This is a genomic window from Caulobacter sp. GW821-FHT09B08 (assembly GCF_059418225.1).
The window spans coordinates 1,021,759-1,038,047 of record NZ_JBWKPL010000001.1 but is presented as its reverse complement, the minus strand read 5'-3'; the positions used below and the strand labels follow the sequence as shown (position 1 = coordinate 1,038,047).

Below are 16,289 nucleotides of genomic sequence, written 5' to 3'. Positions count from 1 at the left end.
CCATCTGCGCCGGGGGATCGGGCGCGCTAGAAAACTGTCAAACCGGGGATTCGCTCCCCGTCTTGCGTCAAGATTTAGGGACCCGCGCCCCTTCCGGCAATGATCTAGAAGAGGCGGGCCAGCGCCGAGGCCATCACCTTTTCTGGAACCGCCATGAGTTTGGGACCGTCCGTCCACACGATAGCGGCCTCGATGGGCCGGTCGGGGAACACCTCGGCCAGCACGGCGGCATAGACCGCCATCTGGGCCAGATAGGCCGGATCGGCGTCCTCGATGCGGTCGGGCGAGGGGCGGTTGGTCTTGTAGTCGACCACCAGGACGCGGTCTTGCGTGACCACCAGCCGGTCGACGCGGCCGGCGATCCGCAGGGTTTCGGGCAGGGCGCGCCCGCCGCCGGCCACCGAGACCTCGGCCCGCGAGCCGGGGCCGAAGACGGCGGCGAAGCGGGGATCTTCCAGCACGCCGAAGGCGGCGCTCGCCATTTCCGCGCGCTGCTCGTCGGTCAGGTCGCGCTCGGCGGCCAGCAGGCGCTCGGCGGCGGCGCGGCGGGCGGCGGGCTCGATGTCGGGCAGCAGCTGCAGCAGCCGGTGGACGATCTCGCCGCGCCGGTAGCGGCCCAGGCCCGACACGACGGCCAGGGGCGAGGGCGCGCTGCCCCGGACCTCGTCCTCCAGGGTGGAGGGGGCGGCGTAGCGGGCGGCGGGCGTCTCGGGCGCGGCCGGGGCCAGGGTCCAGGCGGGCGTCGGGACCAGGGTCTCCGGCGGCGGAGCGTCGACGGCGTCGATCCGCATCGGGTCGGGGCCGAAACGCTTGCGGCCGTCTTCGCTGATCTCGCGCACGCCGGGTTCGATGTCGGCGTGGGCGAAGGCGGCCTGGGCGGCGGCGTACCAGCCGCCGACGTTCTCGTCCTTGGTGCGCGCGTCGATCCGTCCGCAGAGCACCAGCCGGTCGCGCGCCCGGGTCAGGGCCACGTAATAGAGGCGCAGGGCTTCCTCGGCGTCCTTCTTCTCGCGCAGCTCGCGGGCCTGCGCCGAGGCGGCGCAGTCGTTGGCCTTGCTGGCGCACCACAGGAAGCCGCCGTCGGCCGTGCGCATCAGGGGCGAGCCGCGCGCCCCGCCCTTCATGGTGGTCTCGGGCAGGAAGACGATGGGCGCCTCCAGCCCCTTGGAGCCGTGGGCGGTCATCACCCTCACCTCGCGGCGGGCGCCTTCCATCTCGCGCTTGACCACGATGTCCAGCCCCGCGAATTCGGCGACCAGGGCCTCCAGGTCGCGGACCCCGCGCTGCTCGGCGGCCAGGATCTGGGCCAGGAACTCGTCCAGGGCCTCGGCGGCCTCTTCGCCGAGACGCGTCAGCACCTTGGCGCGGTTGGAGCGCACGGTCTCGTCCACCCGGCCCAGCAGCAGGGCGTAGAACTCGAACGGCTGCTTGCGGCGGCTCTGGTCCAGGGCCCAGCGCAGCAGGTCGCGGGCGGCGACCCACTTCGGATGCTCGGCGGCCCGGGCGTTCAGCGCCGCCCACACGGTTCCGGGGCGGCCCTTGGCCAGGGCGTAGAGGTCGTCGTCCGACAGGTCGCAGAACGGGCTCTTGAGCAGGGCCGCCAGGGTCAGGTCGTCGTCGGGGAACAGGCAGAAGCGGCCCAGCGCCAGGAGGTCGTCGAACACGATGTGGGCCGACAGGGAGAGGCGGTCGGCCCCGGCCACGGGCACGCCGCGCCGCTTGAGCGCCCGCAGCACTTCCTCGAACAGCGCCTTGCGCCGGCGCACCAGCACCAGCACGTCGCCGGCGTGGGCGGGGCGCCATGCCCGCGTCTCCTTGTCGAACACCGCGTCGCCGCGCGCGATGAGGTCGGCGATCTCGATGGCGATCTTTTCGGCGAGGCGGCGGTTGGCGCTCTGCTCGCCGGGGGCGTCCAGCGGCGCGTCCCAGGCCTCGCGCTCCTCGCCGGGCGCCTCGCGCTCCAGCGGCCACAGGTCCACGCAGCCCTGGTGGTCGACCCGGAAGGGGATGTGGCGCACCAGGTCCTCGCCCCGGGGCGGCCGCACGCCCGACCGCGTCTCGGGCGCCGAGAACAGGGCGTCGACGAAGCTCAGCACCTCGCGCGTGGAGCGGTACGAGACGGTCAGGTCCACGCCCCGGGCGTCGCGCTCGACCGCCGTGATCAGCTCGATATAGCGCTGGGTCTCCGACAGCAGGCGGTCGGGATCGGCGCCCTGGAACGAATAGATCGACTGCTTGTCGTCGCCGACGATGAACAGGGTGCGGGCGTCGGCGGCCACGCCGCGCCGGTCGCGCACCGCCCCGGCTCCGGCGAAGAAGTCGGCGGTTAGGGCGTCCAGGATCGCCCACTGCTCCGGCGCGGTGTCCTGGGCCTCGTCCAGCAGGATGTGGTCGACGCCGCCGTCCAGCTTGTAGAGCACCCAGGCCGCGTCGACCTTTTCGGTCAGCAGGGTCTTGGTCTTCTCGATCAGGTCGGCGAAGTCCAGCGCGCCCCGGGCGGCCTTCTCCTCGATGAACCGCGAGACATAGAGCCCGGCCAGCAGCAGGGCGTCGGCGCTGTCCTCGGCCACCTTGGCGGCCCGCTGCCACTCGCGGGCCTCCTCAAGCCGCTCCTGCTCGGCCACCAGGCGCGCGCGCAGGTCTTCGCGCGCCTTCAGGCCCGAGGTCTTGCCCGGCCAGGTGGCGGGCGAGCCGGCGCCCTTCTCGGTGAACAGCACCGCCAGGGCCGCATCGAGCCCGGCGTCCGGATCGGCGGCGACCTCCAGCATCAGGGCCGCGAACTTGGCGTCGGTCTTGCCGCCGCCGGCCAGGACCTCGGCGACCGCACGCCACAGGCCCCGGTCCAGCCCCGCCATGGCCCGCGCCTCGACCGCCGCGACGCTTTGCGCGCCGTCGTGGAAGCCGCAGACCTTCCAGACGTCGTCCAGCGCCCCGGCCAGTCCCCCCTGGACGCCCAGATAGTCGCCGATGGCCCCCCGCTGGGTCTCGAAAGTCGCGAACATCGCCTCGAAGCTGGCGAAGTCCAGGGCCGTGGCGAAGCGGGCATAGGCGCGGGCGAAGGCGTCGTCGTTCTCGGTGACGTGGGCGGCTACCTGGCGCAGGGCCTCCTGGGCGATGGCGGCCGAGGCGCTGTCGTCCATCACCGTGAAGCCGGGCGAGACCCCGGCCTCCAGCGGGAAGCGCCGCAACAGCTTCTCGCAGAAGGCGTGGATGGTCTGGATCTTCAGCCCGCCCGGCGTCTCCAGCGCCTTGGCGAACAGGCCGCGCGCTTCGGACAGCCGCCGGGGGCTGAAGTCGGCCGGGTCGCGGCCCTCCAGCGCGCCCAGCTGTCGGCGCAGCTCGGCGTCGGGGGTGACACACCACTCGCCCAGGCGCTCGAACAGGCGCCGCTGCATCTCGGCGGCGGCGGCCTTGGTGTAGGTCACGCACAGGATCGCCTCGGGCTCGGACCGCGCCAGCAGCAGGCGCGCGACCCGATCGATCAGGGTCTTGGTCTTGCCCGAGCCGGCATTGGCCGTGACGAAGGCCGACAGGGCCGGATCGGCGGCGATGCGTTGGGGGTCTGGGGCGAGGCTCACTCCGAACCCTCCCCGTCATCGCCGCTGGTCGACCATTCGAACACCCGAGCCAGGTGGCCGTAGTCGCCGGCGTGGTCGTGCACGAACTGCGGGGCCACGCGCGACAGGTAGGGTTGGTTCGGATTGTCGTAGTGCTCGACCAGCTTGCGCAGGCCCTCCAGCGCCTGGATCGCCGCCTCCGTCGCCTCGACCCCGGCGCTGGCCCGCACCTCTTCGACCCCCGCCGGCTTGCGGCCGGTGACGCGCAGATAGGTCAGGTCGCCCGGCTCGCGGGGGCCGATCTCGGGGAAGCCGCCCTCGCGCAGTATGGCGGCGGTCAAGGTCAGCTGGGGCGAGAAGCCGGTCTCGACCTGCTTCTTGGTGGGCGCCGCGCCGGTCTTGTAGTCGAGGATGTGGGCCAGGCCCTCGGCCGTGGGCTCGATGCGGTCGGCCTTGGCGGTGACGGTGAACGGCCGCCCGCCGATGTCGAAGGTCAGCTCGCCGACGGCCTCCACCACGATCCGCTCGGCCCCCGCGCGGCGGCGGGTCTCGAGATCCGCGACCCAAAGGGCGGCCTCGCGCGCCAGGGCGCGTTCGCGGGCCAGGGCGGCGGGCGGCATGCCGGCCTTTTCCAACTGGGCGAGATAGAGGGCCGCGAAGATCTCGGCGGCGTTCTCCGGCACGGGGCCGGGGTGTTGCTCGGCGAACAGCTCGAAGGCGGCGTGGATCGCCGTGCCGCGCGCCCGGGCCTCGACCGGCTCGTCGGGACGGTCCAGCGGATAGAGCTTGAGGATGTCGCGGGCCCAGACGGCGTAGGGATCGCGGGTCAGGGCCTCCACCCGGGTGACGGCCATGCGGCGCGGCCGGTCGGCGACCGGCGGCCGGGGCTCGGGGCGCTTGATCGGGGCGTAGGGGCCCGGCTCGTCCAGACGGCGGGCCCAGGCCAGGACGTCGGGCCGCTCGGTCAGGGCCAGGCCCGCCCCCCGCGCCAGGGTCTTCAGCCGCCACAGCCAGCGGCTCTCCACCGCCGGCGCCCCGCCGCGCCGCTCGCTGTGGACCAGGATGACGTCGGGCGCGCAGGCGGCCTGGGCGAAGTCGTGGGCGGTGAGACCGATGCGGCGTTCGGGCGGCGGCAGGCTGAGCTTGGCGCGCATGGGCCGCGACAGGAACGGGTCGATGGGCGCGCCGCGCGGCCAGATCCCCTCCTCCAGACCCGCCAGGATCAGCCGGTCGGCCCGCACCATCCGCGCCTCGATGGCCCCGAAGATGCGCAGGCGCGGATGGGTGGCGCCGCCGACGCGCAGGGTCTCCTCGTTGACCAGCCGGTCAAAGAGATCGGCGAAGCCCTGGGCCGAGGCGGGCGGCAGCACCGCCCCGTCGGTGATCAGCGACGACAGCAGGCTGGCCAGGCTCTCGCCGGACGAGCCGGCCCACAGGTCCGAAGGATCGGCCAGGGCCTCCAGCGCCTCGACCAGGGCTCGGGCGGCGGCGGCCGGTTGTCCGGCTTTCGGGGGGGCGGCGTAGGGCAGGGCGACGCGATGGGCGGCCGCCAGCACGCGCTCGACCAGGGCCTTGGCCTGCGGATACTTGGCCAGCCGCTCCAGCAGGTGGGCCGCGTCGCGCGGGGCCGGGCCGCGCAGGCCGTATCGCTCCAGGTCGCGGACCACCTCGCCGTCGCCGCGCAGCAGCGGGTGCTTGGCCACGGCCAGCAGGCGGACCGGATCCAGCGGATCCACGGCCAGGCCCGCCACATGCTGGGCCAGGATCGCCCCGGCGCTGGCGGCCAGGGGGGCGCCGGCCGAGCTGTCGGGGATCACGCCCCAGCGCACCAGGCGGGCGTTGACCCGCCGGGCCAGCTCCTGGTCGGGCGTGACCATGGCGGCGGTCTGGCCGGGAGTCTCCAGGGCCTCGCGCAGGAGCAGCGCGCAGGCCACGGCCGCCTCTTCCTCGGTGCGGGCGTTGACCAGCGACAGGCCCTTCAGCCCCTCGGCGATGGGGTCCAGGGCCGGGGCCTCGGCGCGCAGGCGGTCGATCTGGGCCAGCCAGTCGGCGGTGGCCTGGGCCGGGCGCAGGGCCTCGTTGATCAGGCGGCGGCGCCAGCGGCCCCGGCTGTCGGCCTCGGGCCACCAGGGGCGGACGTCGGCGCGGGAGATCCCGGCCCCGTCCAGCAGGCGCTTCATGGCGCCCTGCGGATGTTGCTCGCCCTGGACGCCCTCGATCTGGTCCCAGGCGTCTTCGGCCAGGCCGTCGTCGAGGCCCGGCAGAACGACCGCGCCCTTGGGCAGGCCGGCGATGGTCCGCAGCAGGCGGGCGGTGGCGGGGGCGGTGCCGGTCGAGCCGGCGGCCACCATCACGCCCTGGGGCGGATTGTCTTCCCACTGCTTGGAGAGGGCGTTGAGCAGCTTGACCCGCCGCTCGCTGACGTCGATCAGGCCCATCTCGTCGAGACGCTTGGGCCAGGCGGTCAGCACGGCCTTCAGGAACCGCGCCGAGACCTGCCAGTGCTGGGCCAGGTCCCCCTCGGCCAGGCCGTCCAGCCGTCCATCGTCGGCGATGACCTCCTCGATCTGGCAGCTGTCGAGGAACTCGGCCAGGGCCTTGGCCATCTCCAATGCCTGGCCCGCTTGCGGCTGGAACGACAGCAGGTGGGCGTGGTCGGCGACCAGGCGGGCCAGCTCGAACCGGCGACGGCGCGACGAGACGGCGGGATGCACATCCAGCGAGATGTCGCCCGGCTCGAACGGCGGCTCGCCTTCGTCCAGGTCGCCCAGCGGCCGGATCTGGGGCAGCAGCAGGGCGCGGCCGCCCCCGCCGCGTTCCTCGGCGGCCAGCACGAAGGCGTCGGCCAGGGCGCGGGCGCCTCGCCGGGTGGGGGTCAGGACGGTGGCGGCGGGCAGGGCTTCGGGACCCAGCGGCGCCAGGGCCGCCAGCAGGCCGCGCGCCAGGTCCTCGACGAAGGGCCGATGGGCGGGGATCGAGAACCAGCGCGGCCCCGGAGTGTCGAAGGGGCCGGCCACCGCTAGTCGTGTCCGGCCAGCCGGGCCTCGGCGATGTCCCGTGCGCCGGGATCGCCCACGTGCATCCAGACCCCGGTCGGGGAGACGCCATGGACGCGGTGGTCCTTGGCCAGGGCCTTCCAGATCGGCAGCAGCGAGAACGGCCCCTCCGGACCGTCGGCCACGACGTGGGGCTTGCAGATGTGGACGCCCACATAGACCAGCGGCGCGATCTCGCCCGGGTCCTTGAAGCGCACGACGCCGTCCTCGCCCAGGAACACGTCGCCGGTGTCGTGGAAGCCCAGAGATTCCGTCGTCGAGGCCAGCATCAGGCAGACGTCCATGCGGTCCGGGTCCCAGGCGCGGGCCACGGCCTCGATGGCCGAGGCGTCCTCGATCCAGACGGAGTCGATATTGGCCACCCAGATCGGCGCTTCGCCCAGCAGGGGCAGGGCGTGCTTGACGCCGCCGCCGGTCTCCAGGGCCTGGGCGCGCTCGTCGGAGATGACGATGTGGGGCAGGGGATGGGTCTCGGCGCGCGCGCGCAGATGCGCCTCCAGCCGGTCGGCGAAATAGTGGACATTGACCACGGCCGTCTCGACCCCGGCGGCGGCCAGGCGGTCCAGCATGTGGTCGATCAGCGCCTTGCCGCCCACCTCGACCAGGGCTTTCGGCCGATCGTCGGTCAGGGGACGCATGCGCGTGCCCAGGCCGGCGGCGAGAACCATGGCGATCTTGGGCGCTTCTTTGGGGGGCGCGCTCATCGACGGAACTCCGCGGGCACGTACTTGTCGAACCAGGCCTTGAGGCCCGCCATGGCCGGGTCCTGCAGGTTGCGCTCCAGGTAGCGCCAGGTGCGCGGCATGTAGGCCTCGTACTGCGGGCGGCCCAGCAGGGCCTGGCGGGCGAACACCCGGCCCAGGATCCGCGCGGCGTTGGAGGCGGCCAGGGCCCGGTAGTCGGCGATGAAGCCTTCGCGCTCTACCGAGGGACGGGCGGCCAGATAGCGGTCCAGCATGGCCTGTTCCAACTCGGGCGAGACGTCGCGGCGGGCGTCTTGCAGCAGGTGCGTCAGGTCCCAGGCGGGGTGGGCGCGCAGGGCGTCCTGGAAGTCCAGCAGGCCCACACGCGCCACGCCCTCGCGGCCCGGCAGCCAGAGCAGGTTCTGGGCGTGATAGTCGCGATGGGTGAAGACGGATGCGCCGGCCTCGCCGCGCACCCAGACCGGGGCCCACAGGGTGTCCCATTCGGCCACGGCCTCGGGGCCGAAGGCGGGCAGGCCGGAGAACTTGGGCCAGAACTCCAGGAAGGTGTCGGTGGCGATCTTCAGGGCCAGGGTGTCGTAGGTCAGGAGAGGCCAGCTGACGCCGCCTTCCGCCACGAGCACGTCCGGCGGGGCCTCGCCGTGCAGGGCCACCTGCACATCGACGGCGGCCTCGTAGAGCGGGGTCTCGTCCTGGCCATCGGCGATCAGGGTGGCGTAGAGGCCGTCGCCCAGGTCCTCCAGCACCGCCAGACCGGCCTCGACGTCGTGGGCCAGGATGGCCGGCGCCGACAGGCCGCGCTCGCGCAGGTAAGCGGCCGTGGCCACGAAGGCGGCGACCGAGCCGGCGGCCAGGCGCGCGGCGGCGTTGTAGCCGAGTGCGATGCGCTGGGCCTCGTCGGCGCCGGGCGGACAGACCACGCTTTCCAGGGCCGGCGGCTGGTCCATGAAGATGAAGCTCTCGCCTTCCCGGTGCAGGCGCTCGTAGGCTCGGGTCGAGGCGTCGCCGCCGAGCGGCTCGCGGCGGGCGTCGCCGAAGCCGTTGGCCGTCAGGAAGGCCGCCTTGAGGGTTTCGCGTTCAGAGCTCAAGCTTGCGTCCTTCGAAGGTTCCGTGCGGCGTGAGGGTGGCGCGCCGCGCCTCTCCATCCTCGCCCGTGGGGGCGATGTCTATAGCGAGTCGGTTGGGCGGCAGGCGCCCCTCCAGGCACTGGGGCCATTCGATCAGGGCCGCCCCGTCCTCCAGCGCCTCCTCCAGCCCGATCTCGTAGGCCTCGTCCGGGTCGGTCAGGCGGTAGAGGTCGAAATGGGCCACGGGGAAGTCGGGGCCGTCGTAGAACTGCACCAGGGTGAAGGTCGGGCTGGGCACCTCCTGGTCGGGCGAGGTCAGGGCGCGGACGAGAGCCCGGGCCAGGGTCGACTTGCCCGCGCCCAGGGGGCCGGTCAGGCACAGGGCGTCGCCGGGGCGCAGGACGGAGGCCAGCCTTTCGCCCAGGGCTTGGGTCGCGGCTTCGTCGGACAGGTCGATCTCGATCATGTGAGCACCGCGTCGGGATTGGTGGGCAGCACCCGTTCGATGAAGTGCTTGAGGGCGCCGACGGCCATGGCCGCGTCGGGGTCCAGGGCCTTGGCTGGAATCGGCTTGCCGACGATCAGCGAGAACTTCCGGCCGCGCTTGTTCAGCATCTCGTGGAACAGGGTGATGTCGCGCAGCTCCTGGATCCAGCCGTCGAACAGGTGGAACAGGGTCGACCAGGGGCCTGATAGGTGCATCGGCACGATGGGGGCGTCGGCCCAGCGGGCCACCGACACGGCCGAGGCCTGCCACGGCTTGTCGGTCAGCCGGCCGTCCACCTGGGTGGCCAGGCGGCCGGCCGGGAAGATCATCAGGGCCTGCTCGGCCTTCAGCACCGTCCGGGTGCGCTCGACCACCCGGCGGGTGTCGGCCAGGGTGCGCTTGGCCTCGACCCATTCGACGGGGATCAGCACTTCGTCCAGCCCGGGACAGACCCGCAGGGCGTCGGCATTGGCGTAGAACCGCATGTCCGGCCGCCGGGCCTTGAGGGCGTCGTATACCGCCATGCCGTCGGCGATGCCCGTGGGATGGTTGCAAATCACGACCGCCCGGCCCTTGGCGGGGAGGTTCTCCAGGCCCTGGACCGCGACCTCCAGGCCCAGCAGGTCGGACACGTGCTCCAGGGCCGCGCGGCCGCCCAGGGGCGCGATGGCGTCGACCATGGCCCGGGCCTTGCCGTAGCTCAGCAGGGCGTGCACCGGCCCGCGCGCCAGCGGCCAGGCCGGCGAGCCGCACAGCTTGGGCGCGCGCTCGGCGATGAGCGTGTCGATGATGTGGGGGCGGGCCGACATGGCGGCCTGCGGGCTGGTCATGGCTGGAGTCTAGACAAGCCCCCGCGTCGTTCCAAGCGCGGGGATTTGACGGCCGGGTCGCGACGTCGGAGGTTGAGCGCGGGAAGAGGAGCACAGCATGAAGCGTTTCGGCCTCTGGCTCGTCGCCGCTGTCGTGATCGCCGCCGTCGGCGCCGGCGCGTGGGCCTACTGGAACCTCGAGCTGCGCTGGCGGCCCAAGACGATCACCAGGAACCAGGTCGAGATCGCCCGCATCCTGGAGGGCTCAGGCTGGGTGTCGCCGGGGCTGAAGGGGCCACGGCTCTACATGGTCAGCTTCCGCACCTGCCCCGACTGCGTGCGGTTCAAGAAGGAGGAGTATCCGGCGCTGCACAAGGTCGGCGTCGATACCCGGCTGATCGAGATCGCCCGCGCCGACCGCAACGGCCTCCCCAAATCCACCCCAGCCGAGCGGGCCACGGTGGCCGAGCTGTGGCTGAACCGCAGCTGGGCGTTGTCGGAAAAGTGGGACGCCACGCCCGTCGAGGCCTGGACGGCCGCCGACCTCAAGCCCGCCGACGGCGACGTGGCCCGCACCGCCGTGATCGAGGCCGGCCGCAAGACCGTCGAGGATCTGCGGCCGCTGCTCAAGCGGAACGGGGTGAACTTCGCCTATCCGCTGCTGGTCTGGTGGACCCGCGACGGCCAGATGAAAGCCTGCGCCTGCGAACGGCGCGAGACCTATCGGTTCGTGCGGAAGGATCTGGGGGCCTAGACCGGCCGGTTGCTGATCTCGTCCTTGCGGGCCTGGCGGGTCTTGCGGCCGTGACGGCTGTCGAGCTGGTCGTTGTGCGGCTCGGCGCCGGCGTCCAGGTCCAGATTGTCGTCGGCGGCGTAGCGGGCCTCGGTGGCGCCGGAGCGGTCGAGGTCCGAGGGAAGGTCGTTGAAGCTGCGGTCGGGTGGGGCCATGGGTCTGGTCTCCTCTGACTTGGCAGGGAGGTAACGACCTCGCCTCCAGCCACGTTTCATGGCCGGAGGCGAAGGCCCCGCGGACTAGAAGTCCTGGGCGGTCGGGCGGACGGCGATCTCGCTGACGTCGACGTCGGCCGGTTGCTCCACCGCGAAGGCGATGGCGCGGGCGATGGCGTCGGCGCCGATGGCGATCTCGTAGAAGGCGTCCAGGCCCTTGATCGACTCGGGGTCCGAGCTGCCGTGCTTGAGCTCGGTGTTGACGCCGCCGGGCGAGATCACGGTCACGCGGATCTTGGAGCCCACTTCGTGGCGCAGGCCTTCCGAGATGGCGTGCACCGCGAACTTGGTGCCGCTATAGACCGTGCCGCCCGGGCTGAAGACCTTGCGGCCGGCGATCGAGCTGATGTTGACGAACTGGCCCGAGCCCTGGGCTTCGAACACCGGCAGGGCGGCGGCGACGCCGTAGAGCAGGCCCTTGATGTTGATGTCGATCATCCTGTCCCACTCGTCGGTCAGGGTGGCCGACATCGGGGCGATGGCCATGTAGCCGGCGTTGTTGACCAGCACGTCGATCCGGCCGAAGGCCTTCACGCCGGCGGCGATCATGGCGTCGACCTGGGCCTTGATCGTGACGTCGGTCTCGACGGCGATCGCCTGGCCGCCGGCGGCGACGATCTCGGCCACCACGGCTTCGAGACGGTCCACGCGGCGGGCGGCCAGCACCAGCTTGGCGCCCTTGGCGGCGAGGTGGCGGGCGGTGGCTTCACCCAGGCCGCTGCTGGCCCCGGTGACGACGACGACCTTGCCAGAAACGTTGGTTTCAATGTTGGTGCTCATGACGGTTCTCCTTGATCTGGGCGGGCGGCCTCGCCCGGTGATCGAGAAGATGAGGGATCGACCTCTCCGCGATAATCCTTGATAGTTTGAACGTTGTTTCAAACAGGATTTGATAATGCAGCGGGACCTGCTGGACGGCGTCGTGGCCTTCGACACGGTCGCGCGGCGGCGCAGCTTCACGGCGGCGGCCGTCGACCTGGGCGTGACCCCGGCGGCGGTCAGCCATGCGGTCAAGCAGCTGGAGGCGCGTCTGGGCGTGGCGCTGTTTGCCCGCACCACCCGCGAGGTGGGGCTGACCGAGGCCGGGCGGCGGTTCCTGGACGGGGCGCGGCCGGCGGTCGAGGCCATGGCGGCGGCCACCGCCGCGGCGCGGTCGCTGGGCGAGGGTCCGGCCGGCCGCGTACGCTTGACCGTCTCGACCCTGGCCTTCGGTATGGTCATGGCCCCGGCCCTGGCCGACTTCGCCCGCGCCTATCCCGACGTGCGGCTGGAGATCGCGGTGGACGACACCTCGATCAGCATCATCGACAAGGGTTTCGACGTCGGCGTCCGGCTGGGCGAGACCATCGCGCCGGACATGGTGGCCGTGCGGGTCTCGCCGGTGTTCCCCTTCGTGGTGGTCGGCGCCCCGGCCCTGCTGGAGCGCCTGGGCCGGCCCCGCGATCCGCGCGACCTGAAGGGCTTTCCGTGCCTGAACGTCTTCCAGCTGACCCGGGGCACCGACTATCGCTGGGAGTTCGCGGAAAGTGACGGCCGCGAGTTCGAGGTGGCGGTCGACGGGCCGTTCAGCGTCAACGACTTCGATTTCCTGACCCGCATGGCCGTGGACGGCCTGGGCCTGGCCTACACACCCGAGCCCCTGGTGACGGAACATGTTGCGGCGGGGCGACTGGAGCGGGTGCTGGACGCGCACCTGGCCAGTCCCACGGCCTGGCATCTCTACTATCCCAGCCGACTGGGCGCCTCGGCCCCGCTGCGGGCGTTCGTCGAGTTCATGCGGGGGCGATTGCGCGAGGCCGAGCGTGCTTCAGGTCTTTCCCCATCGGCCTTGCCGCGCTAACCGGATCGGCGATGCCCACATCCGTCCGCACCGCCTATCGAGAGCGCCTGGCCCAGGGCGAGATCAAGCCCGACGCCGCCCAGGCCGCCGCCGTCGACGCCCTGTCGCGCCTGGAGGCCGATCTCGACAACGCCGGCGAGCCCGGCTTCTCGCTGTTCGGCCGCAAGCCCAAGGGCCAGAAGGGCGTCTATCTGTGGGGGCCGGTGGGGCGCGGCAAGTCCATGCTGATGGACCTGTTCTTCGACAGCGCCCCGGTCAGCAAGAAGCGCCGCGTGCACTTCCATGTGTTCATGGCGGAGGTGCACGAGCACATCAACGCCTGGCGCAAGGGCGACGCGGCCGAGCGCAAAGCCCGCTTCGGCCAGCACAAGGGCGACGATCCCATCGCCCCCACCGCCGACCTGATCGCCGCCGACGCGCGCCTTTTGTGCTTCGACGAGCTGCAGGTCACCGACATCGCCGACGCCATGATCCTGGGCCGGCTGTTCGAAGCCCTGTTCGCCCAGGGCGTGACCCTTGTGGCCACCTCCAACCGCCCGCCCGACGACCTCTACAAGGACGGTCTCAACCGCCAGCTCTTCACCCCCTTCATCGCCATGCTGAAGGACAGGCTGGACGTGGTGGCCGTGCGCGGGCCGGTCGACTTCCGCCTGGACCGCCTGCGCGCGGCCCGCACCTGGCTGGCGCCCAACGACAAGCAGACCATCGCCGAATTCGACCGCCTGTGGGCCGACATGCTGGACGGCGCCGAGGAAACCGGCGCCAAGATCGAGGTGCTGGGCCGCAAGATGCATTTCCCGCGCGCCGCCGGCGGCCTGCTGCGCGCCTCGTTCGCCAGTCTCTGCCAGCAGGCCTTGGGGCCGCAGGACTATCTGGCCATTGCCGAGCGCTTCCACACCCTGTTCCTGGAGGACGTGCCGCTGCTGACGCCCGAGCGGCGCGACGCGGCCAAGCGGTTCAACACCCTGATCGACGCCCTCTACGAAGCCGACGCCAAGCTGGTGGCCCTGGCGGCCGGCGAGCCCGAGGCCCTCTATCCGGCCGGCGACGGCTCGTTCGAGTTCGAGCGCACGGTCTCGCGCCTGCAGGAAATGCGGTCGGCCGACTACGTGGCCCGAATTCGAGACTGAGATCAGGGATTAGGGGGCGGCTTCCAGGCGCGGCCTTTCCCTTTGTCGTCATTCCCGCCCTTGTGGCGGGAACCCCTGGCTCAGCTGGCACGTGAAGCGAAATGGCGCGCCGGCGCGCCACACCTCCGCACCTGCGGCGGACAGAGGGGTTCCCGCCACAAGGGCGGGAATGACGGCTGAAGAAGTTGGGTGGACGAGGCGACGGGCCTCGATCCTGGATGTGATGCGAAGGACTAGGAACACACGATGAGCGTCAAAGACCGCGTCCGCGTCCAGGAGACCCGCCTGCTCTCCGACAACTGGTACGTCCTGAAGACCGCGACCTTCGACTGGAAGCGCCGCGACGGAACCTGGCAGACCCAGAGCCGCGAGATCTACGACCGGGGCAACGGGGCGGCGCTGCTGCCCTACAACCTGGCCCAGCGCACCGTGCTGCTGGTCAAGCAGTTCCGCTATCCGGCCTTCGTCAACGGCTACGACGACCTCCTGATCGAGGCCGCCGCCGGTCTGCTGGACGACGCCGAGCCGGAGATCCGCATCCGGGCCGAGGTCGAGGAGGAGCTGGGCTATCGCCTGGGCGAGGTGACCAAGGTGTTCGAGGCCTTCATGAGCCCCGGCTCGGTGACCGAGATTCTGCACTTCTTCGTGGCCCCCTACGACGCCTCGATGCGCATCGGCGACGGCGGCGGCCATCCCGACGAGGGCGAGGACATCGAGGTGCTGGAGCTCTCCGTCGACGAGGCCCTGGCCATGGTCGCCGACGGGCGCATTCGCGACGCCAAGACCATCATGCTGCTGCAGCACGTGGCGCTGACGGTGTTCCGGGGATAGGGCGGCTAACGGCCCATAGCGGACGTCAACACAAGCAGCATCGAGCGTGGTGACGATCAGCGAGCGCGCGCTCCTGTGAGCAGGACAATCAGCACATGGTCGACCAATCGGGCGAGACGCTCAGGCGGAACCGAGACACCAGCTGGTCCGCTATCGTGTGCAAGCAGGGCGACCACGACCTCGCTCATACAGTCTAGGTCGAGGTCAGATAGAGGCGCGTGTCCCTCATCGACCGCCCGTTGGGCGAGCGCAACCAACTCACTTCGGATGAAGTTCAAGAAGCGGGCCGACAGAGTCTGATAGAGGTCGGGATCCAGCCGAGCCATTTCCATGGTGGCGGTGACAACCTCTGATCGGCCATCGCAGTTTCCGGCCTGCTCCAGGAGCGCTAGGAGGTCATCGCGCAGCGACGTACCGGGATACCGAGGCGAGACAGCTGGGCTCAACGTATCAACCGCGTCGGCGACGAGATCGGCCTTTGTGGTCCATCGCCGATAAAGGGTCGCCTTTGACGCACCTGCGCGCGTCGCCACGTCCGTCATCGTAAGCCCATGGTAGCCGCGCTCGGCGAGCAACTCGAGGGTAGCGTTGATCAGTCGGTCGTCGCGGCTTCTGTCCTGAGTTCGCCCGCGAGTCGCTGGGGGAAGTCGGCGCTGATGTTGATCCACGGATTGATCCATAGGGACCATGTAGGACATTACGAAACTTAATCAAACCGGAACTCTTGCGTTTCGTAATGGTGAGCCCCAGATGTGGCTCCCCCAAGGCGCCAAGAGCGCCCCAGCAGAGAGAGTTTCCCATGACGAACGCGCAGGCTGACCAGCGCCCAATCCTTGTTACTGGCGCCACGGGCAAGCAGGGCGGCGCAGTCGTCCGTGCGCTCTTGCGGGATGGACGCTCCGTTCGCGCAATGACACGGGACACTACCTCGGCGGCAGCTAAGTCGTTGGCGGCGCAGGGTGTGGAGGTGGTCAGGGGCGACTTCAATGATCCCGTCAGTCTCGACGCCGCCCTGGCGGGCGTGGGCGGTCTGTTCTCGATGCAGATGGGATCGCATCCAGGCGACCCGGAGACCGAGGTCGTTACCGGCAGAGCGTTGATCGAGGCCGCCGGCCGGGCAGGTGTCGATACGGTCGTTCACACCTCCGTCGCCCGCGCGGGCGATCAGACCAACTTCATCGGTTGGGACGAGGGGCGGTGGGAGCCCCTGTACTGGAACAACAAGGCCGCTGTGATCGACATGGTCAAGACGCAGGGCTTCCGCCATTGGACGATCCTAAAGCCCGCCATGATCATGGAAAATCTCGTGCCGCCCATGGTGGAGAACATGTGGCCCAGCATCCGTGAACACGGCCGGTTCGAGACAGCCGTCGCCGCCGACACCGGCATCGACTGGATCGCGGCAACAGACATCGGCGCCTTCGCGGCGGCGGCCTTCGCCGATCCGGCGCGGTTCCACGGACACGAGATCGACCTCGCCGCAGGAAACGCCACCTTGCCTGAGGTCGCAGCCAAGGTGTCGGCCGTCACCGGCAAGACGGTTACGGCGGTTACCCTGTCTAAAGACGAGGCGCTCGCGAAACCCCACGGTGAACTCGGCTACAGACACGAGATCTGGAACAACGTCGAAGGCTACAAGGTCGACCTAGATGCCGTCCGCAGTTGGGGTGTGCCACTGACCTCGCTCGATCAGTTCATAGAGGCGCACCGCGACAGGTTCGTCGTCGGTTGAGCAACTCTCGGGTGGGAAGCATGTCCGCTTTCCACCCCTCGCGGACGTCCAAAACGTCTGCTCGACGC

General features: G+C 70.9%; 14 protein-coding genes. 5 read left to right on the top strand and 9 right to left on the bottom strand.

From position 1 onward, the window contains the following. Window positions 1-104 precede the first annotated feature (104 nt). From addA to AC07OA_RS04830, 6 genes are read right to left on the bottom strand one after another with little or no spacing between them, the layout of a single operon-like run. Window positions 105-3,578 (bottom strand): double-strand break repair helicase AddA, encoded by a 3,474-nt coding sequence (gene addA / locus AC07OA_RS04855; protein WP_494662625.1) that lies wholly within the window; start codon window positions 3,576-3,578, stop codon window positions 105-107. Further along, complete coding sequence (addB, locus tag AC07OA_RS04850; protein WP_494662624.1) at window positions 3,575-6,574, bottom strand: double-strand break repair protein AddB; 3,000 nt, start codon at window positions 6,572-6,574, stop codon at window positions 3,575-3,577. The genes addA and addB overlap by 4 nt, the downstream gene beginning before the upstream one ends. Window positions 6,575-6,576: 2 nt before the next feature. Next, a complete protein-coding gene (gene murU / locus AC07OA_RS04845; RefSeq protein WP_494662623.1) occupies window positions 6,577-7,317 on the bottom strand; it encodes an N-acetylmuramate alpha-1-phosphate uridylyltransferase MurU in 741 nt (246 codons plus the stop codon). Further along, entirely contained in the window at window positions 7,314-8,405 is a 1,092-nt protein-coding gene (amgK, locus tag AC07OA_RS04840; RefSeq protein ID WP_494662622.1) for an N-acetylmuramate/N-acetylglucosamine kinase AmgK, read from the bottom strand. The genes murU and amgK overlap by 4 nt, the downstream gene beginning before the upstream one ends. After that, window positions 8,395-8,850, bottom strand: coding sequence for a tRNA (adenosine(37)-N6)-threonylcarbamoyltransferase complex ATPase subunit type 1 TsaE (gene tsaE, locus AC07OA_RS04835; RefSeq protein WP_494662621.1), 456 nt, complete (start codon window positions 8,848-8,850; stop codon window positions 8,395-8,397). The genes amgK and tsaE overlap by 11 nt, the downstream gene beginning before the upstream one ends. Further along, window positions 8,847-9,701 carry a 1-acyl-sn-glycerol-3-phosphate acyltransferase gene (locus AC07OA_RS04830; RefSeq protein WP_494662620.1) on the bottom strand — a complete coding sequence of 285 codons (855 nt, stop codon included), beginning with the start codon at window positions 9,699-9,701 and terminating at the stop codon, window positions 8,847-8,849. Before AC07OA_RS04830 ends, tsaE begins: the two co-directional genes overlap by 4 nt. Window positions 9,702-9,798: 97 nt before the next feature. On the opposite strand from AC07OA_RS04830, the gene AC07OA_RS04825 reads away from it, so the two are divergent. Further along, entirely contained in the window at window positions 9,799-10,434 is a 636-nt protein-coding gene (locus tag AC07OA_RS04825; protein WP_494662619.1) for a hypothetical protein, read from the top strand. On the opposite strand, the gene AC07OA_RS04820 is transcribed toward AC07OA_RS04825, so the two are convergent. After that, entirely contained in the window at window positions 10,431-10,628 is a 198-nt protein-coding gene (locus AC07OA_RS04820) for a hypothetical protein (RefSeq protein WP_494662618.1), read from the bottom strand. The genes AC07OA_RS04825 and AC07OA_RS04820 overlap by 4 nt on opposite strands. 84 nt (window positions 10,629-10,712) lie before the next feature. Then, window positions 10,713-11,468 carry an SDR family oxidoreductase gene (locus tag AC07OA_RS04815; RefSeq protein WP_494662617.1) on the bottom strand — a complete coding sequence of 252 codons (756 nt, stop codon included), beginning with the start codon at window positions 11,466-11,468 and terminating at the stop codon, window positions 10,713-10,715. A gap of 115 nt (window positions 11,469-11,583) precedes the next feature. Here AC07OA_RS04815 and AC07OA_RS04810 point away from each other — a divergent pair, with 115 nt between their 5' ends. The 3 genes from AC07OA_RS04810 to AC07OA_RS04800 all read left to right on the top strand — a co-directional run bounded on the left by AC07OA_RS04810 (window position 11,584) and on the right by AC07OA_RS04800 (window position 14,489). Continuing rightward, window positions 11,584-12,528 carry a LysR family transcriptional regulator gene (locus AC07OA_RS04810; protein ID WP_494662616.1) on the top strand — a complete coding sequence of 315 codons (945 nt, stop codon included), beginning with the start codon at window positions 11,584-11,586 and terminating at the stop codon, window positions 12,526-12,528. 11 nt (window positions 12,529-12,539) lie between these two features. Beyond that, window positions 12,540-13,658 (top strand): cell division protein ZapE, encoded by a 1,119-nt coding sequence (gene zapE / locus AC07OA_RS04805; protein ID WP_494662615.1) that lies wholly within the window; start codon window positions 12,540-12,542, stop codon window positions 13,656-13,658. Window positions 13,659-13,904: 246 nt separating this feature from the next. After that, on the top strand, window positions 13,905-14,489 hold the full coding sequence (locus tag AC07OA_RS04800; protein WP_494662614.1) for a GDP-mannose pyrophosphatase: 585 nt from the start codon (window positions 13,905-13,907) through the stop codon (window positions 14,487-14,489). Window positions 14,490-14,545: 56 nt separating this feature from the next. On the opposite strand, the gene AC07OA_RS04795 is transcribed toward AC07OA_RS04800, so the two are convergent. Beyond that, the gene (locus AC07OA_RS04795) at window positions 14,546-15,169 is read right to left on the bottom strand and encodes a TetR/AcrR family transcriptional regulator (RefSeq protein WP_494662923.1); all 624 of its coding nucleotides are present in this window, start codon (window positions 15,167-15,169) and stop codon (window positions 14,546-14,548) included. 119 nt (window positions 15,170-15,288) lie between these two features. Here AC07OA_RS04795 and AC07OA_RS04790 point away from each other — a divergent pair, with 119 nt between their 5' ends. Continuing rightward, the gene (locus AC07OA_RS04790; protein ID WP_494662613.1) at window positions 15,289-16,221 is read left to right on the top strand and encodes an NmrA/HSCARG family protein; all 933 of its coding nucleotides are present in this window, start codon (window positions 15,289-15,291) and stop codon (window positions 16,219-16,221) included. The last annotated feature ends 68 nt before the right edge of the window (window positions 16,222-16,289 follow it).